A 25,079-nucleotide genomic window follows, 5' to 3' on the forward strand; every position below is an offset into this window, starting at 1 on the left:
TGGCTGTGCGGGTATGCGTCGGCGACGTGGACCTGAGGGAAAGCCGGTCCCCGATGTCGGTCCCCGCTGTGCCCTGGGCGGGTAAGCCCTCAGACGCGTACGCGGCCGGTGCCAAGGGAGTGTGCGGAAGCCCGAGAACGGTCAAGGAGCGAACGGCATGCACGATCCCGACCCGCCGTTCCGGCCGGTTCGCCGGCTGGACGGATACCTGCCCCTCGAGGATCTCGGCCTCATCGGGGACGGCACCACCGCGGCACTCGTCGGACTCGACGGCACCATCCCGTGGATGTGCCTGCCTCGGTTCGACTCCGAACCCGTCTTCTGTGCGCTGCTGGACAGCGCACAGGGCGGCCGCTTCACCGTGGCACCGCAGAACGTGCGCGAAGCCCGGCAGTGGTACGAGACCGACACCGGTGTGCTGCACACGGAACTGCGCGGCGACACCGGCGTGGTGCGCGTCACGGACGCCATGGTCCTGCGCTCGGGAGCCGACCTGTCCGACGACGCTCCGTCGGGCCGCGGAGAACTGGTCCGCTCGGCGACGGTCGTGGAGGGAACCGTACGTCTCGCGGTGGAACTGGAGCCGCGCGGCGGTGCGCGGGCCCACCACCTGTACAGCGGACTGGAGGTGCGGCCCGCTCGCCCCGCCGGTCTCCGTCTCCACCTGCGGTCGAACCGCCCCGTGGACGGCCTGCGGACCGTGCACGACCTGAGGCAGGGCGACCGCCTCGACCTCGTGCTGTCCTGGGGACGCTTCCACCGGCACCACCGCTTCGACCCCGACGCGATGGTGGGCCAGACAGCCGACGCCTGGCGGCGGTGGATGCGGTCCTTCCACTACGCCGGCCCCCAGGAGGCCCTCGTTCGGCGTGCCGCGATCACGTTGAAGATGTGCGACGACTGGGCCAACGGGGCACTCGTCGCCGCCCCCACATCGTCCCTGCCCGCGCCCATCGGGGGGATCCGGAACTGGGACTACCGCTACTCCTGGATCCGGGACGCCGCGTTCGCGGTCTTCGCACTGCGCCGCATCGGGTTCGACGGCGAGGCCGACGCCTTCCTCGGCTGGGTCCTCGACGCGTTCGAGCGCAGCCGCCGGCCCCGCATCATGTACACCCTGGACGGCAGTGAGGTGCCGGACGAGATCGAGGACGCCGGACTGGAAGGCTACCGCGGTTCCGCACCCGTGCGCTGGGGCAACGGTGCCGCCGACCAGCGTCAGCACGACGTGTACGGCGAGATCCTGGACTGCGCCGACCAGTGGCAGCGCCGAGGCGGCGAGATCCAGCCCGCGATGTGGGCCAGTCTGGCCGGTCTCACGGACGCGGCCGCACGCGCGTGGCGCCAACCGGACCAGGGGATCTGGGAGATCCGGAGCGACGGCCGTCCCTTCACCTACTCCGCCGGCCTGTGCCAGGTCGCCCTGGACCGGGGGGCGCAGATCGCCGAGCGCCTGGGACTGCCCGGCGACGCGGGGCGCTGGCGTGCCGAGGCCGGCCGGCTGCGCGACCTCATTCTGAAGCAGTCCTGGGACGAGGGAGAACAGACGCTGAGCGTCTACCTGGACGGCGGCGGCATCGTCGACGCGAGCCTGCTGAACCTGCCGCTGCGCCATGTCGTACCGGCCGACCATCCCCGCATGGTGGCGACCGCCCGAGCCGTCGCCGAGCGGCTCTCGGCCGGTGACGGGCTGCTCTACCGCTACCTGCACGACGAGCACCCCGACGGCCTCGCGGGCGACGAGGGCGCCTTCGTTCTGTGCTCCTTCTGGATGGTCGACAACCTGATCGGTCAGGGCAGGGTCGAAGAGGCCGAGGAGCTGTACACCTCGCTGTGCTCGCGAGCGAGTCATCTGGGGCTGCTGTCGGAGCAGATCGACCCGGGCACGGGAGCATTCATGGGCAACTTCCCCCAGGCGTTCAGCCATATCGGTGTCATCGCCAGCGGAGTCAATCTCGCCCGGGCGGAGGGTGTTTCGCGATGACCATCCGGCGACTCGCCGTCTTCGGCGGGACGGGAGACCTCACCGGCCGCTACCTCCTTCCGGCGCTGGCCGCGCTGCGCGCGGCGGGACGTGCCGACGACCGGTTCGGTCTGGTGGCGGCCAGCCGCGAGGACTGGGACCGGGAGCGGTACCGGGAGTGGGCGGGCGATCAACTCGACCAGCACGGAGCCGGCTTCCCGGCCGAGGTCCGGAGATCCGTCACGGCCTCGGCGGACTACCGCAGGGCCGATGTCACGAACCCCGCGGACGTCGCGGCGGTCGTCGCCGGCGACGATCCCGTGGCCGTCTACCTCGCGCTTCCCCCCGCGCTCTTCCCGGCCACGGTGACCGCGCTCCACGAGGCGGGACTGCCCCGGGGGAGCCGCGTCGTCCTGGAGAAGCCTTTCGGCGAGGACCTCGCCGGCGCGCAGGAACTGAACCAGCTGCTCGCCGGCCTCGTGCCCGAGCGCGCCGTCTTCCGGGTCGACCACTTCCTGGCCATGACGACCGTTCAGAACGTGCTCGGCAGCAGGCTCGCCAATCGGGTCCTCGAACCGATCTGGAACAGTACCCACATCGCCGAGATCGAGATCGTCTGGGACGAGACCCTCGCGCTGGAAGGAAGGGCCGGCTACTACGACCACGTGGGCGCGCTGAAAGACATGGTGCAGAACCACCTGCTGCAACTGCTGTGCCTGGTCGCCATGGAGCCTCCGCTCACCCTCGGTGAGCGAGACCTGCGCGACCGCAAGGTCGACGTGCTGCGCTCGGTGAGGCTGCTGACCGACCAGGAGGTCGTGGAGCGCACGCGGCGAGCCCGCTACGCGTCCGGCACGTGCGGCGGCCACGACGTTCCCGCCTACGCCGACGAGGAGGGCGTCGACGCGCGGCGTGGGACGGAGACCTTCGCCGAGATCGATCTGGAACTGGACAGCTGGCGCTGGGCGGGCACGCGGTTCCGTTTGCGCAGCGGCAAGGCGCTGGGCAGGGACCGCAAGGAGGTCGCCGTGCGCTTCCGGTCCGTTCCTCACCTGCCGTTCGGGGAGGACCAGGACGTGCGGCCCAACGTGCTGCGCTTCGGACTGGAGCCGGAGAGCCTCAGCCTGGACATGACCGCCGTCGGCTCGCGTGCGGAGACCCTCACACAGCTCTCGTTGAGCGCCCGCATGGACGCCCCCGCCCTGCCGGCCTACGGCCGTCTGCTGATGGACGTGCTCGACGGGGACCCGGCCCTGTCGATCCGCGGAGACGAGGCCGAGGAGGCGTGGCGCGTCGTCGAGCCGGTCCTGTCCGCCTGGGAGAGGGGCCTCGTACCCCTGGAGGAGTATCCGGCCGGCTCGGACGGGCCGCCGCCGCGCCACACCACCCCGGGGCGGCGGGACGAGTCGCTGCACTAGTGTCCGGTCGCACCGGCCGGCCGACGCAGTGACCGGGACGGACGTGCCGTATCGGTGATCGCACGCCGGCGCGGAAGGAGCATCGATGCCCCACCAGCAGAGCCGTCCTCCCTGTGTCGTCGTCACAGGGGTGTCCGGGGCCGGGAAGTCGACCGTCGCCCGGGAGCTGGCCGACCGCCTGGGCGTGCCCTTCGCCGACGCGGACGGCTTTCATTCGCCCGGTAGCGTACGGAAGATGTCGTCGGGGGCTCCGCTGGACGACCGGGACCGCGGGCCGTGGCTGGAGTCCGTCGGGCGTTGGCTCGGGGACCGCGCAACCGATGGCAGCGGAGGCGTAGTGGCCTGTTCCGCCCTGCGGCGGCGTTACCGGGACACGTTGAGATCGGCCTGCCCCGCCGTGTTCTTCCTCCAGCTCACGGCCGACCGTGAGGTCCTCAGGCAGCGACTGCTGGGGCGCCGCGGGCACTTCATGCCCGAGACCCTGCTCGACTCCCAGCTCGCGACGTTCGAACCGCTCGAACCGGACGAGAGGGGAGCCTCCCTGGACGCCGCACGGAATTCCGGCGAGATCGTCCTGACGGCGATGGACCTCCTCGCCGGACGATGACCCGCACCCCGCCCGGCGGGGCGGTGACCGACGGTTGCCGGCCCGTCGTCGCGCCGTCAACGCCCGGGGCGTCCATGGCACCCACACCGCCACCGCTCACGCCGTGTCCCGGACGACGGCGACCGGGCAGTGCGCGTGGTACAGCAGGGCTTGGCTCACCGAGCCCAGGAGCATTCCGGAGAAGCCACCGCGCCCGCGGGCCCCGGCCACCATCAGCTGTGCGTTCCGGCTCGCCTCGATCAGGACCTCGCGGATCTCCCCGCTCAGTACCTGCTGCCTGACGGTGATGTCCGGATACCTTTCCCCGCGACCGGCGACCGACAGGGCCAGCAGACGCTCCGCGCTCTCCGCTCCCGTGCCGGCCGGCGCCAGGTCGGGCTGCCAGGCGTGCACGGCGTAGACCTCGGCCCCCCGCAACGACGCCTCGGCGAAGGCGAACTCGACGGCCTTCTCACCTTCCGGGGAGCCGTCGACGGCCAGCACCACCGGCCCGACGTCATCCGGCTCCTCACGGACCACCAGCACCGGACAATGACTCTGGCCGACCAGGGACACCGCCGTCGAACCGAGCAGCATCCCGACGAACTTCCCGATGCCCCGGCGGCCGACGACCACCAGATCCGCGGTTCGCGACTCGGCCGACAGCACGGGCACCGCGTCGCCGACGACCACGGCATGGGTGACGTCCAACCCGGGTACCACACTGCGGGCGTGTTCCGCGGCGTCCTGGGCCAGGCGGTGGATCGGCGTGGGGTCCAGCGGCGCGTACATGGGCCTGACCGGCCAGCTCAGGGCGTGCACCACGCGGAGCCTCGCACCACGCCGCCTGGCTTCCCGCGCGGCCTGGGCCACGGCGGCGTCGCTCGAGGACGAACCGTCGACGCCTACGACGACCAGACCACTCATCCCGCCTCCACGCTCGCGTCGTTCCCGTCCCGCCGGGCACTCCAGTCCCCTAAGACACTTCAGGCCCGTCAGGCACTCCAGCTCCAGCCTCGCTCCGGCCGAGCCCGGCCGCCAGCCGGCCGCAGGAAGGCGGCCGCGCCTGCGCCGCCCGCGCGACGGGGCACCCGGTCCTGATCAGGAGCGGGGAGGGCCGCCCCGGAGCGGACGGGGCCCGGCCGGCAACAAGTTGACCGGGAATCGAGCCGGCCGCCCGGTCAGCACCCGTACGGCTTCCTCGGCGGCGATGGTCCGTACCGTCCGGACGGCTTCCTCCGAGTAGTACGCCGCATGGGGTGTCACGATCACGTTGGGCAGCTCGAAGAGGGGGTTCGTCGGGAGCCATGCGCGCTGTTTCGCGGGTTCCTCCTCGATGTCGTCCAGCGCCGCACCCGCGATCCACCCCTCGGTGAGTGCCTGGTGGAGCGCCGCGTCGTCCACGATGGGCCCGCGCGCCGTGTTCACGAGGACGGCGGTCGGTTTCATCCGCCGGAGCGTCGCGCGGTCGAAGGTGTGGTGCGTCTGCGGGGTGAGCGGCGTCTGGACCACCACGTGGTCGGCCCCTTCCACCAGGTCGTCGAAGGACACCGGCCGGACCCGGGCGTCCCGGATCACGGACTGGTCGACGAACGGGTCATGGGCCCACACCTCGACGCCGAACGCCTTCGCACGTTCGGCGATGAGCCGTGCGATGGCCCCGAACGACAGCAGGCCCAGCACCTGTCCCCGCAGTCTGTGGACGGGCATTCCTGTCTTCCAGTGCCATTCGCCCCGCCGGGTCGCCCGGTCGTACCGGCAGATCTTCCGGGCGGCCGCGAGCCAGAGCGCGACGGCGTGGTCGGCGACCTCTTCGGCGCACCACTCGTTGGGAGCGTTCGTGACCTGGATGCCGTGCCGGGCAGCGGCCTCGACATCGACGATGTCCACGCCGGTGCCGTAGCGGGCGATCACCCGGCAACGGGTCAACGCGGCGACGGCACGGGAGCCGACGCGCGCGTACTGGGTCAGGACGCCGTCGGCCTCGCGTCCCGCCTCGATCACCTCGTCCTCGCTCTTGCACTGCGCGGCGAGGAGCCGCAGTCCGGCACCTTCGACGATCGCGCGTTCGATGTCCGTATCGCCGAAGTCGGAGTCGGCGATCAGGATCGTCGCGGGGGAGTCAGTGCGAGTCACGGGGGACCCCCTTCGAGTGGACGAGGTCCTGGTACGCCACGGCGAGCTCCAGGCAGGCCCCGCTGTCCAGTTGGCCGACCGTGGCACGGTAGATCTCCTGCCACGGTGTCTGGTGGTCCAGGGCGGGAGGCGGGCAGGCGGCCCGCCGCGCGGCGATCTCCTCGTCCGACAGGAGGACGTCGACGCGTGCGTTGTCCAGGTCGACCCGGACGCGGTCACCGGTGCGCAGGATGGCGAGGTTGCCGCCGACGGCCGCTTCGGGGCTGGCGTTGAGGATGGACGGCGCGTCCGACGTGCCGCTCTGCCGGCCGTCCCCGAGCGCGGGCAGCGAGGTGATGCCCCGCTGGACCAGCCCCGCGGGAAGTTCCATGTTCACCACCTCGGCCGAGCCCGGATACCCGACGGGCCCGGTGTACCGGACGACGAGGAGACAGTTCTGGTCGATGTCCAGCTCCGGGTCCTCGATGCGGGCGTGGTAGTCCTCGGGGCCGTCGAAGACGACGGCGCGGAACTCGAACACCGACGGACCGCCGGAGTGCGGCAGCCCACGGTCCCGGAAGCTGTCGCTGATGACCGACGTCTTCATGATCGCGGAGTCGAACAGGTTCCCGGTCAGGACGAGCAGTCCGCCGCTCGCGGTCACGGGGTCGTGGAAGGGGCGGATGACCGCCGGGTCGGCGGGCGGGGCGTTCTCCAGGTTCTCGGCCAGGGACCGGCCCGAGACGGTCATGGCGTCGCCGTGCAGGTGTCCCGCTTCCAGCAGCGACCGCATGACCGCCGGGACGCCGCCGGCGCGGTAGAAGTCCTCGCCGAGGAACTCCCCGGCGGGAGCGAGGTTCACCAGTACCGGGATGTCGCGCCCGACGCGCTGCCAGTCCTGGTTGGACAGGTCCACACCGACGTGACGGGCGATGGCGTTGATGTGGACGGGCGCGTTGGTCGACGCCGCGATGGCCGACGCGACGACGATCGAGTTCTCGAAGGCGTGCCGGGTCATGATCTTGCGCGGGGTCAGGTCCTCCCGGACCAGGGCCACCGCTCGCAGACCCGTCTCGTAGGCCATCTGCGCGCGTTCGTTGTACGGGGCGGGAATGGCCGCACAGCCGGGAAGGGACATGCCCAGTGCCTCGGCCAGACTGTTCATCGACAGTGCGGTGCCCATCGTGTTGCAGTGCCCGATGCTGGGCGCGGAGGCGGTCACCCGTGCGTTGTACTCGTCGTGGTCGATCTCTCCGCTGGCCAGGAGCCGCTTCGACTGCCAGATCACCAGCCCCGAGCCCGTGCGCATGCCCTTGTGGTAGCCGTTGAGCATCGGTCCCCCGGACAGCACGATCGCCGGGATGTTCACCGTCGCAGCCGCGGTCAGGCAGGCGGGCGTGGTCTTGTCGCAGCCGGTCGTCAGGACCACCCCGTCCAGCGGGTAGCCGTAGAGGACCTCGACCAGTCCGAGATAGGCGAGGTTCCGGTCCAGTGCCGCGGTGGGTCGCTTTCCCGTCTCCTGCAAGGGGTGGACGGGGAACTCGAAGGGGATTCCGCCACCGTCGCGGATTCCGTCCCTGACCCGCTCGGCGAGGGCGAGGTGGTGACGGTTGCAGGGCACCAGGTCGTTGCCCGTCTGGGCGATTCCGATGATCGGCCGGCCCGACTGGAGCTCTGCCCGGGAGAGGCCGTAATTCAGGAACCGTTCGAGATACAGGGCCGTCATCTCGGGTTTTTCCGCGTTGTCCCACCATGCCTGGCTGCGCAGCTCCCCTGTGGTGTGCTCCGTCGGTGACATGCTCAGCTCCTCGCGGACCGGTCCGGGACGTCGCCGCGAGACCGGGAAAGGAAGTCGAAGGTCCGAAAACGCTGGTTCGGCAGGTCGTGAGGTCCCGGTCCGGGATCGGCAGGGCGCCGGTGGCGTCGCCGCCCCTCCTCAGCGGCCCTCGTCGCGCACCACCACCACCGGGCACGAGGCCTGCTGGACGCAGTGCTGGGCCACCGAGCCCAGGAGCAGCCCGGAGAAGCCCCCGAGGCCCCTGCTGCCGACGACGAGCAAGGAGGCTCCGTGTGCCGCCGTGAGCAGGACGTCGGCCGCGGTGCCGTAGCGGGCCTCGGTACGCAGATCCACCGGTGGCGGGTCTCCCACGGTTTCCCCCACGACCTGGACGAGAGAGCTGTGCGCCCGTGCCTTGATCGCTGCCTCGTCGCTGCTCGACGGAGGCAACCAGCCGAGCGCGCCGTGGAACTGGGGAAGATCCCAGGCGGTCAGCGCCTCCACTGTGCCGCCGGTGAGCCCGGCCTGACGTACGGCCCAGCGCAGCGCTTGTTTCGACGAGTCCGATCCGTCCACTCCGACCACGACGCGTTCGGCGCTCTGCTTCCGGTCAGCCACGGATCCTCCTTGGTTCGCCAGTGGCGGGCGACTGGCTCGGTCGGCCGAGTTCCGGTTTCAGCATCAGCTTCGGTCAAAGGGGCCGGACGCGCAGTTCGGGAGGCGCGGACGGACCGGAAGCCGCCAGGCGGCGGTTCCTCCGCGGCCGTGGCCGATCGGGCAGGTCAGTCGCGTCCGGCCAGGACACCGCGGTCGACGTCCCCGACCGCACCGGCGCCCCGGTCCGCCGTGTCCGGCGGAGGGAAGACAAGGGGGGCAGCGACGCCGTCGGACGTACCGATCCGGCCGAGCGGGCGGAAGGGGCCGAAGCCGTCGATGGCGGAGTCTGGGGCGGCCTCGGGACGGACTCCTCGTGGCCCGGAGTGCGTGCGACCGCGGGGCGACGGCGTTGACGCCGTTGCCGTGCCGGCCGGCTCCATCGCGAGGCGCGGGTCGGCGAGTGCAGTCCTGCTTCGGCCCTCGAGTGTGCTTCGGCCATCGAGTGTGCCGCAGGCCACCCTGGACGGCCGACGACATCCACGTCGTAGCCGACGGCGGTGAAGCGGGGCGGACGCTCGCCCGCCGGTACGGGCGCGGACGCCGTGGGCACCGGTCGCGCCGGGACGGCGGTCAGCGTGGAATCCCACGTGGGGCCGGTTGGTACGGTTACGCCCAAGAGCAGACCCGGAGAACGAAGGGGCGGTCCGTGGGCGGCAGCGCCGGCGGACAGCGCGAGGTCTGGGCGACGTGGTGGGGGAGGAGATCCGCGGTGGTCGAACAGCCACAGGAGGCTGCGGTCTCGATCCGGGCGATCTTCGATCGCGTCACCGCCGACGGGCTGGCGCCGGAGGCGGTGACGGGGGCCACGGACGAGCAGGTCGAGGAGTTCGCCGCCGCCCAGGGCGCCAGGGCGGTACCCGCGGCCGTTCGTGAGGTGCTCCGCTTGATCGGTGTGCGTCACGGGCTGTGGCGGGCCGGCAGCTCGTTCGGCGTGGACGGGATCGGCCCGGACGCCAAGCGGTACGCCCGGGCGGCCCTGTCGCAGCAGGGCGGCGCGATCGAGGACGCGGACGGGATGCTGGTGCTGGTCATGCACCAGGCGTACGAGTTCCACGTCATCGACGGCGCCGACCTCGGCCGCCCGGATCCGCCGGTATGGCTGATCACCGAGGGGGAGCCGGCCCAACCGGTCTGGCCCTCCGTCACCCAGTGGTTCGACAGCATCAGCCCGGACGTCAGCGCCTACCGCACCCGACTGGACGTGCTGGTCGAGCTGGGCCGTCAGCCGCCGTCCTGGGCGCAGTACCTGCGCCCCGGCAACGCGGGTCGAGCAGGCTGAACCCGCCCCGATGCGCGCCGGGCGCGGCGCACCCGGTGGTCTTCGGCGCGCGTATTCGAGGGGGAAACGTGCCTGGTGAGCGGCTTGACGCGGAGTGGGTCCGGTCCTGGCGGGAACAGGCCGACACGGCACTGACGAAGCTGACGCAGTCCTTCCTCTCGACGCACGGCTTCCCGCCCGGCCACAACGCAGTGACGCCCGCAACCGACGACAGCCACCAGGCGACGGACGCGCTCGTGGACCGGGCACCGATCCCCTCCGACCTGACCACGCTCTACCGGGTGATCAGCGGGGCATCCCTGCCCGACGTCGACAACGGGTACTTCATCCACTCACCGGCAAAGGTGGCGGAACACTTCCGCGAGTACGGCCCCGCTCCGATGGACGACGAATCGGTCGCACTGGTCTTCGCCAGCGACGGCGGGGGCCATCTGTTCGCGATCGGGGACAGCGGACAAGTCCGGAAGTCCACCACCGCCTCCTGGTGTGACGACTTCGAGGTCGTCGCGTCCAGTTTGCGGGAGTTCCTCGAACAGCTCGGCGGGCGGATCGCGAACCACCCCTGATCACCGGCTGCGGCACCGTGCACGGAGACGATCTCGGTCTTCCGCAACGGGGATCGTGAAGGTGTGGGCGCCCCCCCCGAGCAGCGGGTGGCCGTTTTCAAGGCTGTGGCGGACATTTCGTGACGGCCAGTTCTAAACATTCCGTGTAGCCCCCGATGTCCGTTCCTCAGCATGGTGTTCGTGGGGGACAAACAGTTCTGGGATCTGGTGTGACCCGAGGTCAAGGGGCTGGTCATCGATGCGGTGGACGTCATGGGGGAGGCTGTGTGGATCGACCTGCACGCTCAACAGCAGACGGTGACGTGCCCCTCGTGCGGCGTTGCCGCCTCACGCGTGCACAGCATGTACATGCGGCGCCTGGCCGACCGCCCGCTGGGCGGGCGGCGGGTGCTGCTGCGGCTTCGGATTCGCCGGTTCTTCTGCGACAACGGCCTGTGTTCCCGCCGGACCATGGCGGAGCAGATCCCGAGCCTGACCACGCGGTACCGGCGCCGGACCACGGCCCTGGCCCGGATCGTGCAGGCGATCGGGCTGGCCGTCGGCGGCCGGGCTGGTGCCCGGCTCGCCGGCTACCTGCCGCTGCGGGCGAGTCGGGACGTGATCCTGCGGGAACTCCGTCGGTTACCGGACCCGCCCACTGCCCAGGTGACGGTGCTGGGGATCGACGAGTTCGCGTTCCGCAAGGGCGCTACCTACGGCACCGTGCTCATCGACGTCGAAACCCGGCGGCCGATCGACCTGCTGCCCGACCGCAGCGCGGACACGGTGGCCGCCTGGCTCGCGGACCACCCCGAGATCAAGGTGATCTGCCGGGACCGGTGCAGCACCTTCAGCCAGGCTGCCGCTCGCGCGGCACCCGACGCAATCGAGGTCGCAGACAGGTGGCACCTGCTGCACTCACTCGCCCGTGCCGTAGAACGAACTGCTCACCAGCACCGTGTCTGCCTGCGAAAAGACGCAGAGACCGGCGATCTCGACGAGCCCGCAGTGCAATCGGATCCCGCGGCCCTGGCCGCGCTGATCGCACCGCTGGAGCCGGACGACCCACCCGACGGCCAGCTCCTGGCCCGCGTCCGCCAGTGGCACACCGACATCCACCAGCCTCGCGAACGCGGCTGGACGATCAGCGCGATTGCCAACCGCCTGGGCCGGGACCGCAAGACGGTGCGCCACTACCTGACCACAGACCTCGACCAGATCCTCGCCTCGGCCCGTGAACGCCGGCCCAACGGCCACATCAACCGCTTCAAGCCCTACCTGCAACAACGCTTTCTCGGCGGCGCCACCAACGCTGCGGCCCTCTTCCGCGAGATCCGTGAACGCGGCTACCGCGGCAGCCGCGTCGTGGTCACCAAATACATCGCGACCCTCCGCGCCGGCACCGCCGCCCCCGAACCGCCGCGGCCGGTCCCCAGCCCCCGCCGGATCACCACCTGGATCATGCGACACCCCAACACCCTGACCGACAGCCAGCGCGAACAACTCGACCGCATCCTGGCCGCCTGCCCCGACCTCGCCACCGCCCGCGACCTCGCCCACGAGTTCAGCGCCATCGCCCGCGAACGCCGAGGCCAAGACGTCGCCCACTGGATGACCCGCGCCCTCGACCAAGGGCCAAAGCCGGTCCAGGGCTTCGCCGTCTTCCTTCAGAACGACTGGGACGCAGTCGTCAACGGCCTCACCCTGCCCTGGAGCTCCGGCGCCGTCGAAGGCCAGGTCACACGAATCAAACTGATCAAACGCCGGTCGTACGGGCGGGCGTCGTTCGCTCTCCTGCGAACGCTGGTCCTCGCTCAGCCGCCGTGAGCCGTCAGAACGGCAGAGCCCACTCGTGATCGTCTACCGCCTCGGCTACCGCCGTCACGGCGGGCGGCCAGGCGCCGGGAATGGCTTCAACTGCACGTTGGACATCAGCCTTCGTCCTGCCGGTCACGACCAGATCCATCCCCTCCGAGCCGGGCTCCAGGCAGAGCAGCAGGCCAGAGGCAGAGAACCAACGAACGGGCTGCCCCATTGGCTCGAACCACGCCGGATACGGCGGCAATGCAACCGGAGCGAACTCCTCTTCCAGACAGGCAACCACTTCGGGCGTTGCCTGACAGGTACGGCCCTCGGTCCAACCGGCCATGGCGGCTTCACTCAGTACGGTTTCCACACAGGCCAGCGACAGGCGGCCGAGGAAGTGGAGTCGGCTGGGACCCGGCAGCCGATCGCCAAACAGGACGACCGGCGGGTCCTCACGGGAAAGGTCGGCCAGGGCCACACCCCACCCGGCGCAGCCCTGGTTCTCGCTGCGGAACACCAGCAGTTCGCCGGAAGGGTCGAGCAGTAGCTCGTCCGGCTCCAGCAACGGATTCTGCTGGGCGACCAGGTCACGCCGTCGGCCGAACAACGCATACGCCTCCCGGAGAGCCACCGGAAGACGGAAACCGAGACGGTCCTCAGCCCGCTGAACCTCAGCCGATGTGAACCCGTCAGTCGGCGACAACGGGGTGGACCAGGCAGCAGCGAAGCCTTGAACGAATGCCCATGCATCCGCCCGTATCGGGCATCCATCAGCCAGTGCCTCAGCTACGTTGAACCTGTCAGCCATGCCGCTGACCCTACGTGGCCGCCACCCTTGTGCCGGACGGCACGGTGGCCGTCACGAAATGTCTGCCACAGCCGTTTTCAAAGAGCGTCAACCCGGCGGGCGGAGTCAGGTGGGGGATTCTGGGGTACGGCAGGACGGGCGGTGCGCCGGTGCGCCCTGTGCGGCGCTGAGCTTCCGAAGGGGAACCGGCGTTCGTACGTGTGCTGCGGCGCCCGGTGCCGTACCCGGGGTTGACGGTGCGTCGGGCCCGCTGGGCTGCCGCCGACGCCGCGGGCGAGGCGTGTGCGGCTCCGCTGGAAGCGGCGCCCGCACCGCCGGCCCCGGTTCCGCTGCCCGGGGTGCGAAGCCACCTGGTACGCCAGTGACGCCCCGATGGGAATCCGGAAACGGTCGGACGGCCGCTACTGCTCGTCCCGCTGCCGTACCCGGGCCTGGCGCCGGTGCCGGCGCGTGCGTCGTCCGTCCCGCTCACGGCTGAGACAGCAGGCTCGATGCTGAACCCGCCCGGCGCGTCGTGATCTCGCGCGTGCAGTACAGCGCGACAGCCGAGGCGCCCACGGCGATGGGGACCCATGGTGGCGAGACGAACCCGAAATATTGGAACCAGATCGGATTACCTGACACCAAGTGTGTGAACGTGCCGAGCACCGCGACGGCATTGACACCGGCGAGGCCGTAGCCGATCCCGCGCGTCGGGCGCTTCGTCCGGGGAGTGAGAGCCGCGGTCACGGCCAGGAGGCCCGCCAGCGCGAGCGTGGGGACCCCGCCGACGGGCAGCCAGTAATCCCAGTTGATCCCGTCCAAGGATGCGGCGTCGGCGACGTCGACCGCGATCAGCGCGGCGTAGAGGCAGAAGAGGAGCACCGGCGCCAGGAATCGGCGCGGCAGGGCGATGCGTGCCTGCCAATGCGGTCGTGCCTGCACTGCGAACCATACGATCAGCCATCCGGTGGCGGCGGCGACCGCAGCGGCGCCGCCGGCTATGTCGCGGCCGTCGGAGACTCCGTTGACATTGACCGCGGTCACCGTGGCGGCCACCAGTGTGACGAGGAACCAGACGGCAACCGCGATCGCGGAGCGCAGCGTGGCAGGCTTCCCGGGAGCCGAGCGGGCCGGAGGCGACGGCAGAGTTTCTGGCAGTTGTGCGGTGGCTGCCGGCGCGGGATCGGGTGCGTCCGCGAGCCTGCGCAGGGCCCGGGCGGCGTCGGCGGCGTTCGCATACCGCTCCGCGGGATCCTTGCGCAACAGCTTGAGCAGGAGAGCATCCCACGCCTCTGGCACACCCGCGGCCACGGAACTTGGCGCGGGCGGCTGCTGGCTCAGGTGCGCCGTCAGGTAGCCGATGCTGTCCGGAGCCTGGAACGGCAGTCTGCCGGTGACCAGCTCGAAGAGCAGACAGCCCAGCGCGTACAGATCGCTCCTCGGTTCCGGGTAGCCGCGCGCCTGCTCCGGCGCCATGTAAGGGGGCGTGCCCACGATGAACCCGGTCTGGGTGAGCCGGTCCGCGCTCGCGCAGGGGTCGGCGGCGCGGGCGACACCGAAGTCGAGGACTTTCACCGTTCCGGCAGGCGTGACGAGGATGTTGGACGGCTTGATGTCCCGATGCATGACGTTGTGGGCGTGCGCGTCACCCAGCGCATCACAGATCTGAGCACCCCAACGGGCAGCTTCAGCCAGGCCGACGGACCCTTCGCGGATCTTGGTATCGAGTCCCTCGCCGCGCACCAGCTCCATGACCAGGAAGGGTGCCGTGCCTCTCTGCGTACTGCTCTCGCCGAGATCGTGGACGGTCACGACGTGCGCATGCTGCAGCCGGGCCGTGATCCGCGCTTCGCGCAGAAAGCGTGCGCGAGCCTCGTCCCCACGGCTTCCGCCTCCGGCGAGCAGGGAGATCACTTTCACAGCCACCTGCCGGTCCAGCGTCTCGTCCCGCGCCTCCCAGACCTCGCCCATACCGCCCTCGCCAAGCTGCCGGACCAACCGGTAGCGGCCTCCCAGAAGCCGGCCCTCCATCGCGTCCTCCCCCGTCGTGGACTCACCTGTGCGTCTGCGCTCCGAGTCCCTCGATCATGGCACTCGGCGCAGAGCGCCACACGCAATGCCGGAGATACCAGCGGAAGCGGTATCCACCCCAGGCACGCGCCCCAGCCCCGCCGCGGGCTCACGCCGTCGGCGGCCTCGGCCACTGACGCCGCTCCCTCGGTCGCCGCCTGGCGGTCGCTCTGCCCGGACACATGGTCCACATGATCCGCCGGCTCGTGGCCGCCGGCGAGGACTGCCCGCACCGCTCCTAACGTCGCCAGCGTCGCGACCTGGTTCATCGGGCACCGCCGAAAACACCATGCACGGGACGGCGACGGCTCCGTAGGCTCTCCGCCTCAGGAGAGCGAGAGGAATGCCGATCGTGACTGGCGATGATGTGTTGGAGATCCTGGACGCGCTCCGAAAGGCCGGCACGGATGTCTGGATCGGTGGGGGCTGGGGCATCGATGCCCTGCTGGGGAGGCAGACCCGTCCTCACCGGGACCTGGATCTCCTGCACCGCCATGACCAAGAGCCGACTGTCGTTGCGGCTCTCGCCGAAGCCGGCTTCGCCGAATCGCTGGACTGGCGTCCCGTGCGCTTCGTCGTCGCGGATGCGACGGGACGCGAGATCGACCTGCATCCTCTGGTCTTCGCAACCGATGGAAGTGCCATTCAGGCTTCGTTGGAACCAGGGCGCCCGTTCGTCTATCCGGCGGCCTGCTTCGTCACCGGTACGATTCAGCACAGCACCGTGCCCTGCCTGTCCGCTGAACAGCAGGTCTACTTTCACCAGGGCTACGAGCCCAGCGACCGGGATCGCCACGACATGGCCCAGCTCCGCGAAGCATTCGGGATCACTACGCACTTCTGATCCGCTGCACTCACCTGTCGCGCCGGCCAAACTGGTAGTGCAGGGCAGGCCAGTGGTCGGCCGACCACGACGACCGAACGGGTGCCGACGTCGATGATGACCTGGGGGGCGAGCTGCCGCATCGTGAGGTTCGTTCGCCAGTGGGCCGCGACCGACAGTGCCCGGTCCTCCAGCGGAAGACCCCACGGCCGGCCCTTGCGGACCGCGTCCGCACCCTCGCGCCGCAGCACCGCCACCGACTTGCCGAACTGCCGCGTGCTGAGCCCGGTGGACGGGGCTGTCCAGGACGGCTCCGACGCCGTGTTCACACCAGCCATATCAAGATCACCCCAGGCCGGTTAGGGGGCTATCTTCAAGTCGACAGACTGGAGATGGCTGATCGAGCAGCACGAGGCCCTGCAACTCGCGATGGCGTTCCTCACACACAGCCGGCGTGATGACGAGCCGCCTCTCGCCATCGACGCAGAGCGGGTCCGTGCGGGCAACGGACTCCTGATCGTGCCCTACAACTCTGTGCAGTACCTCGCCTCGCGCGATCCGAGAGAGCAGCTGTTGGACTGCTGGCCCATCCTCGTCGACCTTGAACGCGGAGACGTGCGATCCGGATCCCTGGCCGAGCGACATCTGTGGAGGGACCCGAGCGCCTGACGGGTGTCCCGCAACCACCGTCACGGGACAGCCCTTGACAACCCGTACTCCCGATCCCCGTTCAGCTCCGTTCGGAAGGCCAGCGGAGTTGGCGGGACATCAAGCCGGCACAATCTGAAGGTCGCCCACGGTCACCGGTGGACCGGGGTGATCTTCCATTCTCGCGAGCTCTCGTCCCAGGACACTTCGACAGCGTTTCCCATGGTCTGCCGGATCGCGGTGAAGTCCAGGTCGGCCAGTTGCCGCAGCGCATCGTTGGAGACGTGAGCGGATACCCGCAGCACCACGCCTTCCATTCCTGCTTGCTCGCCGGGGGGCTCGGGAGGCGGGACCGGTGATCGGCGGAGCATCCTGGCCCATCGATGAATCATGGCCCGCGCCGCTCGGTAGCCGTCCTCTCCCGCCTTGCTCACCAGGGTCTGGAGGAAGGGAACCAGTGCGCCGGTGAGCACCGCTGTCGTGACGACTTCCGCCGGCCCACGGGACGGGTTCCGGCGTTCGTAGTCCTCGGCTTCGGCGAGGAAAGCATCGGCATCAGTCGCTTTCCCCATGGCCAGCAGGTTGGCAGCCCGCTTACGGGCAACCCCGGGCTGTCTGTGCGCGAAGTCGATCGGCCGATACCCCTCTTCCAGGGGGCGCCTCTCGACGGAACCGGGTGGGTCGTCACCGTAGTAGGCCCGGCAGTACCAGGTTTCGGCTTCCTCGTACTCCCTGCGCGCTACGAGAAGATCGCCCAGACGCTCCGCGGCACTCAGCACGCAGTGGCTGCCGTCGGTCGCCAGCGCGGCCCGGCGGTACCAGGCTTCGGCCTCACGGTCCTTCCCGTGACGGTCCAGAAACTCTGCCAACATGAACTTGCCTGGGCTCTCCGCCGCCGGTTCCTGTTCAGCAGCGGCATGGAACCACGTCTCTGCCTCCGCCAGAGAACCCTCGCTCAGCAGTTTGACTGCTTCGGCGTCAGCCTCTCTCCCGAGTGCGCGCAGACTGGCCGCACAATCGGTCAGGAAGGGCGCTCCAGGCCGGTCGCGCCCCCAAGACGCGAAATCGTCTACTCCCTGCTGCCCCATGACGGTCAACCCCCTGTTGCTCTCCCTGCTGCCCCGGCCGGCGTGCTCCGGTGCTTGCCGTCGCACATCTCTCTGCCGGGTTCCGTGCAGCATTCATCCCCCCAGACTGCCGCAAGATCACGCCGACCGAAGTGGCGTCTACCGGACTTGTCGGCGTGTTGCCGTCAAGGTGAGGCCGGTTTCGGCTGCCCCGCCGCGGTCACCGGCCTCCTCGTCATCGTCTCCGTTCTCGGCGACTCGTTCTTCCTCCACGAGTCGTCGCACGGCGTCGACGACGCGAGTCGACGCGAGCGAGGCACCCTCGTCCTGTGGCGGGCTGTCGGGCATGTGGTGCCTTTGGCAGCCGGCCGGCCGGCCAGTCTCGGGAGCGGGTGTGGCTCAGGGGTGCGTGGAGTCCTCGTCGTGGTGGGCTGCTTGTTCCTGGTCGGTGGCGGCCCAGGAGGCCAGCAGGCACAGGCCGTCGTGCTCAGGTGTGCCTGGTTCGGCGCTGTAGGCGGTCAGGGTCAGCCCGGGGTGGGCGGGCAGTTGCATGGCGTCGAAGTCCAGGGTGATCTCGCCGATGGCCGGGTGGCGGAAGGGCTTGCGGCCTGCGTGGTGCAAACGCACGTTGTGCTTGGCCCACGCGGCCCGGAATTCCTCGCTGCGGGTGACGAGCTCGCCGATCAGTCCGGTCAGTTCGGTGTCGCCGGGGGCCCGTCCCGCCTCGGTGCGCAGCAGGGAGACAGTGGTGTTGACAGAGGCGTTCCAGTCGGGAAAGAAGTCGCGGCTGGTGGGGTCGAGGAACTGGAAACGGGCGATGTTCACCGGGCGGCCCGGACCGGTGAACAGGGGCGCGTAGAGGGCGCGCCCGAGCGGGTTGACGGCGAGGATGTCCAGGCGGCCGTTGCGGATGAAGGCCGGTGAGCCGGTCATGGAGTCCAGGACACGCCTGATGCCGGCGGGGACGGCTTCCTTGGCCTTGCGGGCGGCGCGGCGCGGCGGGCGCCGGCGCTGGGCGGCGGCCAGGTCGTGGAGGTGGGAGCGCTCGGCCTCGTCCAGTTGCAGTGCTCGGCAGACGGCGTCGAGGACCTCCTCGGAGGCGCCGGCGAGCCGGCCGCGCTCCAGGCGGGCGTAGTAGTCGATGCTGACGCCGGCCAGCAGGGCGACCTCTTCACGGCGCAGCCCCGGCACTCTGCGGTTCCCGCCGCCGAAGGCGGGCAGGCCGGCCTGCTGCGGGGTGATCTTCGCGCGGCGGGTGGCGAGGAACTCGCGGATGTCGTGGGCGGTGTCCATGCAACCAGGCTAAGAGCTGCGAACAAACGTGGGTTCCGATTCAGCGGGCGGTGTCCGGTGCGTGCGATCGCAAGGCGCCGGAAAATCCGTGCAGCGGAACTGCCGGGCCTTCCGGCAACGCGGCGAGGGCGCGTGCCGGGCGCCGCCCGCCGGGGCCCACTTCTGTTCGCAGCTCTGGGCGCGGTGGATGAGTGCTGGGGTGCCCTGTCAGTACCTGTAACAGCAGGGCCTTCTGCACGCCTGTGAGCTGCGGTTTCCTCGATGGTGGCAGCGGATGCGGTCCGCTCGGGGGGCGGTGGGAACCCGCTCCGGATGCCACCCCGGATGCCACCTGGCCCGGTGTGGCCGACAGTGAGCAGAGCCGCGTCCACGCGTACGTATTGTCACAGGGAGTAACCGTATGGCCAAGCAGTCCGCGCCCCGAGAGTTGGCCGGCATCGCACCGAAGCTGGTCGACATCACCGACAACGTGCTGTTCGAGGACGTCTGGGAGCGTCCGGGACTGTCGCCGCGGGACCGCAGCCTGGTCACGGTCAGCGTGCTGGCCGCGCTGTACCGCAGTGAGCAACTGCCCTATCACCTGGGTGTAGCGCTGGACAACGGGCTCACGGTGGAGGAGCTGTCCGAGGCGATCACGCACCTGGCCTTCTACGCCGGATGGCCCAACGCCATGACCGCGATCACGCGGCTGAAGAAGATCGCCGACGAGCGCTCCGCGTGATCGCCGGCGCATGCAGCGCAAGGACGCCCCGCACACGGTCAGCGGGGCGGAGTGAATGCCAAGGAAAGAACGAGATGACTGTCAACGGATTTGATCAGATCTTCCCCCTCGGGGAGAAGAACGACGCCTTCGCGCAGTACTTCACCGGCCAGAGCTACCTGGCTCCGCTCGCCTCGGGGAACGTTCCCGTCAGTAACGTCTCCTTCGAGCCGGGCTGCCGCAACAACTGGCACATCCACCACGGCACGGGCGGCGGCGGTGACCAGATCCTGCTGTGCACGGCGGGCAGCGGCTGGTACCAGGCCGAGGGCGAGGATCCCGTCAGCATGGAGCCGGGAACCGTGGTCCGCGTCCCGGCGGGCACGAAGCACTGGCACGGCGCGAAGGCCGACTCGTGGTTCTCCCACGTCGCCTTCATCACTCCGGGCGAAGACGTCGGCAACGAATGGCTCGAGCCCGTCACCGACGAGGTGTACGGCGCGCTGCCGAAGAAGAACGGAGCGAACGCATGACCATCCTGGACGAGACCTACACGCTGTCCAACGGCGTCGAGATCCCCAAGCTGGGCCTCGGCACCTGGTTCATCGACGACGACAAGGCGGCCGACGCGGTCCGCGCAGCCGTGGAGACCGGCTACCGCAACATCGACACCGCCCAGGCGTACGGCAACGAGCGCGGTGTCGGCGAGGGCGTGCGCGGCGCGGGAGTGCCCCGCGACGAGTTGTTCGTCTCGACCAAACTCGCTGCGGAGATCAAGGACTACGACCAGGCGGTCGCCGCGATCGACGGCTCCCTGCGGGAGCTCGGCCTGGACCGCATCGACCTGATGCTGATCCACAGCCCGCAGCCCTGGGACGACTTCCGCGGTGGCGACTACGCCGAAGGCAACCGTGAGGCATGGCGTGCCCTGGAGGAGGCCCACCAGGCCGGCAAGATCCGGTCCATCGGCGTCTCCAACTTCCAGGAGCGCGACCTGGAGAACATCCTGTCGAACGCGACCGTCGTCCCGCACGTCAACCAGCTCCTCGTGCACGCGGGCAACACCCCCTCCGAGCTGCTGGCCTACTGCCAGAGCAAGCAGATCCTCGTCGAGGCGTACTCGCCGATCGCCCACGGCGCGATCCTGCAGAACGCCGAGGTGCAGGCGATGGCAGAGAAGTACGGCGTGTCCGTCCCGCAGCTGTGCATCCGCTACACCCTGCAGCTGGGCACCGTGTCGCTGCCCAAGACGGCGAACCCCGACCACATGCGGTCCAACGCCGCAGTCGACTTCGAGATCACCGGCGAGGACATGGACGTCCTGCGCGACCTGCGCGACGTGGACTACGGCGAGCACAGCGCCTTCCCCGTCTACAGCGGCAAGTGACGCCGGGCCAGCGCCGCCCCGTGACGGCCTGACGCCATGGAGCGGCGGCTCGAAGAGATGTCTCGGCCGATGACCTCCACGCCCTCGTACCGCGCCGGCCGTCTCACCCCGGGGACGCCGACCTGGGTCTGATCCCTCGTCGGCGGCGAGGTGCGCGGGCGCGCCCGCAGCGGCAGCGTGTCGCACCTGCGAGGGCCGGCCGTGACGCGGCGAGCCGGTCGACCGTCCTCGAGTTCCCGCCCCGCGCGTAACCACCATCCGTGATCGACGCCCCGGGGCCTGCGCCGCGGAAGAGGCCGGGCCGGCGCACCGTGGCCCGGCCTCCCTCCTCGCGGCCGCACGCCCCGGGGCGAGGAGAACACCATGAACCCCACCTACGACTTCACCGGGCAGGTCGCGCTGGTCACCGGCGCCGCCTCCGGCATGGGCCTGGCCACCGCCCGCGCCTTCGCCCACGTCGGCGCGGCCGTCGTCCTGGCCGACCTCGACCGCCCGGCCGCTGAGGCGGCGGCGAAGAGCCTCACCGACGACGGCCGTCAGGCCCTCGGGGTCGGCTGCGACGTCGCGGACGAGGACCAGGCCCGGGCCATGGTCGAGCGCACGGTGCAGACCTTCGGACGCCTGGACATGGCGTTCAACAACGCCGGCATCCAGGTCCCGCCGACCGACGCCGCCGAGGAGCGGGCGGAGGACTTCGACCGCGTCAACGCGGTCAATCTGCGCGGCATCTGGACGTGCCAGAAACACGAACTGCGCCAGATGCGCACCCAGGGCTCGGGCGCGATCGTCAACTGTTCGTCCCTGGGAGGCCTGGTCGGTCTGCCCGAACGCGCCGCCTACCACGCCTCCAAGCATGGCGTGATCGGGCTGACGCGCAGCGCGGCCGTCGAGTACGCGGCCCGGGGCATCCGCATCAACGCCGTGTGCCCGGGCACGATCGACACGCCGATGGTCGCCGGCATGCTCGAAGATCAGGCCGAGGCCATGGCCGAGATCATGAAGCAGCAGCCGATCGGTCGCCTGGGCACCGCCGAGGAGATCGCCGACGCCGTGCTGTGGCTGTGCAGCCCCGCCGCCGCGTTCGTCATCGGCGTCGCCCTGCCCGTCGACGGCGGCTTCACGGCCTACTGAAACCGCCGGGCTCTCCCAGCCCCCTGCGCTCGGGCGTGATCGACGAACATGCGGACGCCGCCGGGGAACGGGAACTCGACGGCCTTCTCCTCTGCGCCGGTCACCGGTCGGGCCGTGCCGGCCTGCGGCGCCGGACGCGGGACCATGTGCGGGGCCTGCTCGCCCCCGTCGGCCGCAGAAACGGCCGGCGGCCGGCCGAGTGCGCCGGGCACCGCACACCGGATGGTCTCCGGCGGCTGCTGAACGGTGCGGACCGGGACGCCGACGACGTCCGCGACGGCCTGCAGCCATACGTCGCCGAGCACGCTCGGCGGCGACGGCGGGGTGCTCGTCGTCGACGACACCGGCGTCCTCGAGAAGGGCACCGCCTCGGCCGTGCGAGCCGTCACTCGGCGGACTGTGGCGAGGTCTCGTCGACCACCCACTTCAGGTAGGCCTCGGATCCACCCGTCACCGGGAGGGTGATCCACTCCGGCACTTCGTAGCTGTGCTGCTCCGCGACCCAGGCCTCCAGCGCCGGGAGCCGCTCTGCCGTCGTCTTGTACGAGATACGCCACTCCTGCGCGGTCTCGATGCTCCCCTTCCACCAGTACGTCGCGGCGAACGGCTGGTCGATGTGGGCGCAGGCCGCCAACCGGCTCTCGACCGCGCCGCGGGCGAGGGCTCGGGCCTGTTCCTCGTCGTCGACGGTCGTCTGTGCGATCACGATGTCGCTGGCCATGCCACTGCCCTTCCGGTCGGTGAATCCCGACACTACCCAGCGGCCCTGGGGTTCCTGAAACGGACGGCGGGCTGGAGGCTTGCGGCGCCGGGGAGGCCGCAGAGGCGCAGTCGCCCGGCTAGGGGGAAGGAGTCGGTCCGCGGAGCCCGGAGGCCGGTGATCAGCGCGCGCCGGGTTCCGGGCTTCCTGTTCGCCGCACAGTCGCGGAGGGCGTCGACGAACCTCTCGGCGCCGAACTCCTCCATCGCCGGGACGAAGCAGCGGAGCAGGGGCCCCGGACCGCAGCGCCGCGAGGAGACAACCGGCCTGTCTCGTAGCGCCCTTTCCGCGGCCGGCCGTGCTCCGGGAGTGCACAGTTCCGCTGGTGGCGCCCTCGATGCGCGGCGGGCGCACCGATACTTCTCCTCGTTGGAGAACGGCGTTTCAGCCGGGGCGACGAGGAGCGTGGATGAGCGACGAGATGATGGGCGACGAGGTCTACCAGCCGTACGGAACGGAGGTGCAGGACGACGCGGGCCTGCTCGACGCCTCGGACACCCTGATCTACGAGGCCGGCCCCGAAGCTCTGGACGAGGGCTACTCCCCGCCGGAGCGGCCGTTGGGCGTGGAGCACACCGGCGTCACCGCGTCGGAGCGACTGCGGGGCGAGACGCTCGACGAGCGCCTGGCCGAAGAGGTGCCCGACGTCATGGTCCCTCCCGGCGACGGCATCGGAGACATCTACGGCACGGACGGCGAGCTGGTCGACACCGAGGTCGGCGACGAGCGCGCCGGCCGGCTCGTCGCGCCCTCGGCCGCCTTCGGCGAGCCGGAGACCGATGTCTACGGGATCGACGCGGGACTGGACGGAGCGGGCGCCTCCGCGGAGGAGGCCGCGATGCACGTGATCCCCGACGCCGGTTCCTTCTGACGGCTCTCGCCCGTGAAGGCAGCGGCCCCTGCCTTCACGGGTGAGACGTGCGAGCCGCGGCCGGACGCGCACCAGCGGCGTGCCGAGCACGTCCCGCCGACCGGTCGGGCCGCTGCCGCGTCAGCACGATCCACCCCGGCCACACCGAGACCGGGACGGCACCGCCGGCGGGGCAGACCTCGTCGACGGTTCCGGTGCGGCCGAGCGGCCTCTCGCGGACGTCGGCCTCCCGTCAGGCCGGCGCGGCGGCGGCGCCCTGACCAGGCGCCGCGCCGGTGAGCACGACCACCTTGCCCCGCAGCCACTTGGAGCGCAGGGCGGTCACGGCCGCTCCCGGGGCCGGCGTCGGCCGGCGGGCAGCGGTACCGGGTCCGCGCCGGGCACGACGGTGTTGGACACGCTGCCGATCCCTTCCACGGTGAGGGTGACGGTGTCACCGGGCTTCAGCGGCGGGGGCGTCCGCTCGCCGCGCAGGCCCCACAGTTCGGCGAGACAGCCGCCGTTGCCGCAGGTGCCGGAGCCCAGGACGTCGCCGGGCAGCACCCGCGTACCGCGCGAGGCGTAGACGACCAGCTCCTCGAAGGTCCAGCTCATGTTGGACAGGAGGTCCGTGCCGACGGTCTCGCCGTTGACCTCCGCGGTGAGCGCCAGGCGCAGGAATCCGCCGGCGTCCCGGTACGGTTCCAGTTCGTCCGCGGTGACCAGGTACGGGCCGAGGGTGGTGGCCGTGTCCTTGCCCTTGCACGGGCCGAGGCCGACGTTCATCTCGGCGGACTGCAGGTCCCTGGCCGACCAGTCGTTGAAGACGGTGTAGCCGACGATGTGCTCACGGGCCTGCCCGGGGGTGAGGTCGCGGCCCTCACGGCCGATGACGGCGGCGACCTCGAGCTCGTAGTCCAGCACACTCGAACCGGGCGGGACGGGGATGTCGTCGTGCGGGCCGTAGATCGCGTGCGGGTTGGTGAAATAGAACGTCGGGGCGGCGTACCACTGCTCCGGGACGCCGACGGCGCCGCTCACCGAGCGCCGTACGCCCTCGACGTGCTCCTCGAAGGTGACGAAGTCCCGGACGGAGGCGGGCTGGAGGGGCGGCAGCAGCCGGACCTGGGACACGTGCGGGCCGGGCGGCACGTCGAGTGCGGCGGCCCCCGCGGTGAGCAGCCCGGGCAGCCCGCCGGACTCCCGCAGCAGGTCGGTGAGCGAAGCAACGCCGGGCAGGGGCAGCAGGGTGCCGTCGCCCTCGACGACGGCCACGCGGCGGCGGTGATGGTGTTCGTAGGCGGCGAAACGCATGGTGCGGCTCCGGGAAGGGCGGGCCGGGGGCGCGGCGGGGCCGAGTCAGGGCAGGTGACGGGGCCGGCCGCGCCCCCGGGAGTGGAGGGGGGTGGAGGGG

General features: G+C 70.6%; 22 protein-coding genes and 2 pseudogenes. 13 read left to right on the top strand and 11 right to left on the bottom strand.

What is annotated here, in order from left to right:
* The first annotated feature begins 157 nt into the window (after positions 1–157).
* The 3 genes from IG64_RS32690 to IG64_RS32700 all read left to right on the top strand — a co-directional run bounded on the left by IG64_RS32690 (position 158) and on the right by IG64_RS32700 (position 3,988).
* Positions 158–1,984 carry a glycoside hydrolase family 15 protein gene (locus tag IG64_RS32690; RefSeq protein WP_037862963.1) on the top strand — a complete coding sequence of 609 codons (1,827 nt, stop codon included), beginning with the start codon at positions 158–160 and terminating at the stop codon, positions 1,982–1,984.
* Complete coding sequence (locus tag IG64_RS32695) at positions 1,981–3,381, top strand: glucose-6-phosphate dehydrogenase (protein ID WP_037862966.1); 1,401 nt, start codon at positions 1,981–1,983, stop codon at positions 3,379–3,381. The genes IG64_RS32690 and IG64_RS32695 overlap by 4 nt, the downstream gene beginning before the upstream one ends.
* 85 nt (positions 3,382–3,466) lie before the next feature.
* Entirely contained in the window at positions 3,467–3,988 is a 522-nt protein-coding gene (locus IG64_RS32700; protein ID WP_078884354.1) for a gluconokinase, read from the top strand.
* A gap of 96 nt (positions 3,989–4,084) precedes the next feature.
* Here the strand turns inward: IG64_RS32700 and IG64_RS32705 are convergent, their stop codons facing one another.
* From IG64_RS32705 to IG64_RS32720, 4 genes are all read right to left on the bottom strand, one after another.
* Positions 4,085–4,894, bottom strand: coding sequence for a universal stress protein (locus IG64_RS32705; protein WP_078884355.1), 810 nt, complete (start codon positions 4,892–4,894; stop codon positions 4,085–4,087).
* Positions 4,895–5,068: 174 nt separating this feature from the next.
* On the bottom strand, positions 5,069–6,103 hold the full coding sequence (locus IG64_RS32710; RefSeq protein ID WP_051813582.1) for a C-terminal binding protein: 1,035 nt from the start codon (positions 6,101–6,103) through the stop codon (positions 5,069–5,071).
* Positions 6,090–7,880 carry an IlvD/Edd family dehydratase gene (locus IG64_RS32715; RefSeq protein ID WP_037862971.1) on the bottom strand — a complete coding sequence of 597 codons (1,791 nt, stop codon included), beginning with the start codon at positions 7,878–7,880 and terminating at the stop codon, positions 6,090–6,092. Before IG64_RS32715 ends, IG64_RS32710 begins: the two co-directional genes overlap by 14 nt.
* A gap of 138 nt (positions 7,881–8,018) precedes the next feature.
* Positions 8,019–8,477: a universal stress protein gene (locus tag IG64_RS32720; protein ID WP_037862974.1), complete on the bottom strand. Its 459-nt coding sequence runs from the start codon at positions 8,475–8,477 to the stop codon at positions 8,019–8,021.
* Positions 8,478–9,225: 748 nt separating this feature from the next.
* Here IG64_RS32720 and IG64_RS32725 point away from each other — a divergent pair.
* The 3 genes from IG64_RS32725 to IG64_RS32735 all read left to right on the top strand — a co-directional run bounded on the left by IG64_RS32725 (position 9,226) and on the right by IG64_RS32735 (position 12,167).
* Positions 9,226–9,795, top strand: coding sequence for a hypothetical protein (locus IG64_RS32725; RefSeq protein ID WP_037862975.1), 570 nt, complete (start codon positions 9,226–9,228; stop codon positions 9,793–9,795).
* 68 nt (positions 9,796–9,863) lie between these two features.
* The gene (locus IG64_RS32730; RefSeq protein WP_037862977.1) at positions 9,864–10,361 is read left to right on the top strand and encodes an SMI1/KNR4 family protein; all 498 of its coding nucleotides are present in this window, start codon (positions 9,864–9,866) and stop codon (positions 10,359–10,361) included.
* Positions 10,362–10,625: 264 nt separating this feature from the next.
* Positions 10,626–12,167: an ISL3 family transposase gene (locus IG64_RS32735; protein WP_158771706.1), complete on the top strand. Its 1,542-nt coding sequence runs from the start codon at positions 10,626–10,628 to the stop codon at positions 12,165–12,167.
* A 4-nt stretch (positions 12,168–12,171) separates the two neighbouring features.
* On the opposite strand, the gene IG64_RS42575 is transcribed toward IG64_RS32735, so the two are convergent.
* Both IG64_RS42575 and IG64_RS39645 read right to left on the bottom strand, forming a co-directional pair.
* On the bottom strand, positions 12,172–12,954 hold the full coding sequence (locus IG64_RS42575; protein ID WP_037862980.1) for a hypothetical protein: 783 nt from the start codon (positions 12,952–12,954) through the stop codon (positions 12,172–12,174).
* A gap of 468 nt (positions 12,955–13,422) precedes the next feature.
* Positions 13,423–14,967: a serine/threonine-protein kinase gene (locus tag IG64_RS39645; protein WP_051813587.1), complete on the bottom strand. Its 1,545-nt coding sequence runs from the start codon at positions 14,965–14,967 to the stop codon at positions 13,423–13,425.
* A 391-nt stretch (positions 14,968–15,358) separates the two neighbouring features.
* On the opposite strand from IG64_RS39645, the gene IG64_RS32750 reads away from it, so the two are divergent.
* Entirely contained in the window at positions 15,359–15,850 is a 492-nt protein-coding gene (locus IG64_RS32750; RefSeq protein ID WP_199811699.1) for a nucleotidyltransferase domain-containing protein, read from the top strand.
* Between the two features lie 104 nt (positions 15,851–15,954).
* On the opposite strand, the pseudogene IG64_RS39650 reads toward IG64_RS32750, so the two are convergent.
* The 3 genes and pseudogenes from IG64_RS39650 to IG64_RS32765 form a co-directional block, all read right to left on the bottom strand.
* A pseudogene (locus IG64_RS39650) lies at positions 15,955–16,167 on the bottom strand (IS5/IS1182 family transposase); the annotation flags it as partial.
* Positions 16,168–16,629: 462 nt separating this feature from the next.
* Positions 16,630–17,565: a hypothetical protein gene (locus IG64_RS32760; RefSeq protein ID WP_158771708.1), complete on the bottom strand. Its 936-nt coding sequence runs from the start codon at positions 17,563–17,565 to the stop codon at positions 16,630–16,632.
* 378 nt (positions 17,566–17,943) lie between these two features.
* A complete protein-coding gene (locus IG64_RS32765; protein ID WP_037862987.1) occupies positions 17,944–18,837 on the bottom strand; it encodes a helix-turn-helix transcriptional regulator in 894 nt (297 codons plus the stop codon).
* A 400-nt stretch (positions 18,838–19,237) separates the two neighbouring features.
* On the opposite strand from IG64_RS32765, the gene IG64_RS32770 reads away from it, so the two are divergent.
* From IG64_RS32770 to IG64_RS43380, 5 genes and pseudogenes are all read left to right on the top strand, one after another.
* The gene (locus tag IG64_RS32770; protein WP_037862990.1) at positions 19,238–19,558 is read left to right on the top strand and encodes a carboxymuconolactone decarboxylase family protein; all 321 of its coding nucleotides are present in this window, start codon (positions 19,238–19,240) and stop codon (positions 19,556–19,558) included.
* 74 nt (positions 19,559–19,632) lie between these two features.
* Entirely contained in the window at positions 19,633–20,070 is a 438-nt protein-coding gene (locus IG64_RS32775) for a cupin domain-containing protein (RefSeq protein ID WP_037862992.1), read from the top strand.
* Positions 20,067–20,924 (top strand): aldo/keto reductase, encoded by an 858-nt coding sequence (locus IG64_RS32780; protein ID WP_037862993.1) that lies wholly within the window; start codon positions 20,067–20,069, stop codon positions 20,922–20,924. The genes IG64_RS32775 and IG64_RS32780 overlap by 4 nt, the downstream gene beginning before the upstream one ends.
* 363 nt (positions 20,925–21,287) lie before the next feature.
* Positions 21,288–22,055: a glucose 1-dehydrogenase gene (locus IG64_RS32785; RefSeq protein ID WP_037862994.1), complete on the top strand. Its 768-nt coding sequence runs from the start codon at positions 21,288–21,290 to the stop codon at positions 22,053–22,055.
* 38 nt (positions 22,056–22,093) lie between these two features.
* Positions 22,094–22,430: pseudogene (locus IG64_RS43380) on the top strand (transposase); the annotation flags it as partial.
* 10 nt (positions 22,431–22,440) lie between these two features.
* Here the strand turns inward: IG64_RS43380 and cutA are convergent.
* Positions 22,441–22,776 carry a divalent-cation tolerance protein CutA gene (gene cutA, locus IG64_RS32795; RefSeq protein WP_037863020.1) on the bottom strand — a complete coding sequence of 112 codons (336 nt, stop codon included), beginning with the start codon at positions 22,774–22,776 and terminating at the stop codon, positions 22,441–22,443.
* Between the two features lie 448 nt (positions 22,777–23,224).
* On the opposite strand from cutA, the gene IG64_RS32805 reads away from it, so the two are divergent.
* A complete protein-coding gene (locus tag IG64_RS32805) occupies positions 23,225–23,686 on the top strand; it encodes a DUF5709 domain-containing protein (protein ID WP_037862997.1) in 462 nt (153 codons plus the stop codon).
* A 321-nt stretch (positions 23,687–24,007) separates the two neighbouring features.
* Here IG64_RS32805 and IG64_RS32810 read toward each other — a convergent pair whose 3' ends face one another.
* A complete protein-coding gene (locus IG64_RS32810) occupies positions 24,008–24,979 on the bottom strand; it encodes a fumarylacetoacetate hydrolase family protein (RefSeq protein ID WP_037862998.1) in 972 nt (323 codons plus the stop codon).
* Between the last annotated feature and the right edge of the window lie 100 nt (positions 24,980–25,079).

Origin of the sequence: Streptomyces sp. NRRL S-340, assembly GCF_000720185.1 — a bacterium.
In the GTDB taxonomy this organism is placed as follows: domain Bacteria; phylum Actinomycetota; class Actinomycetes; order Streptomycetales; family Streptomycetaceae; genus Streptomyces.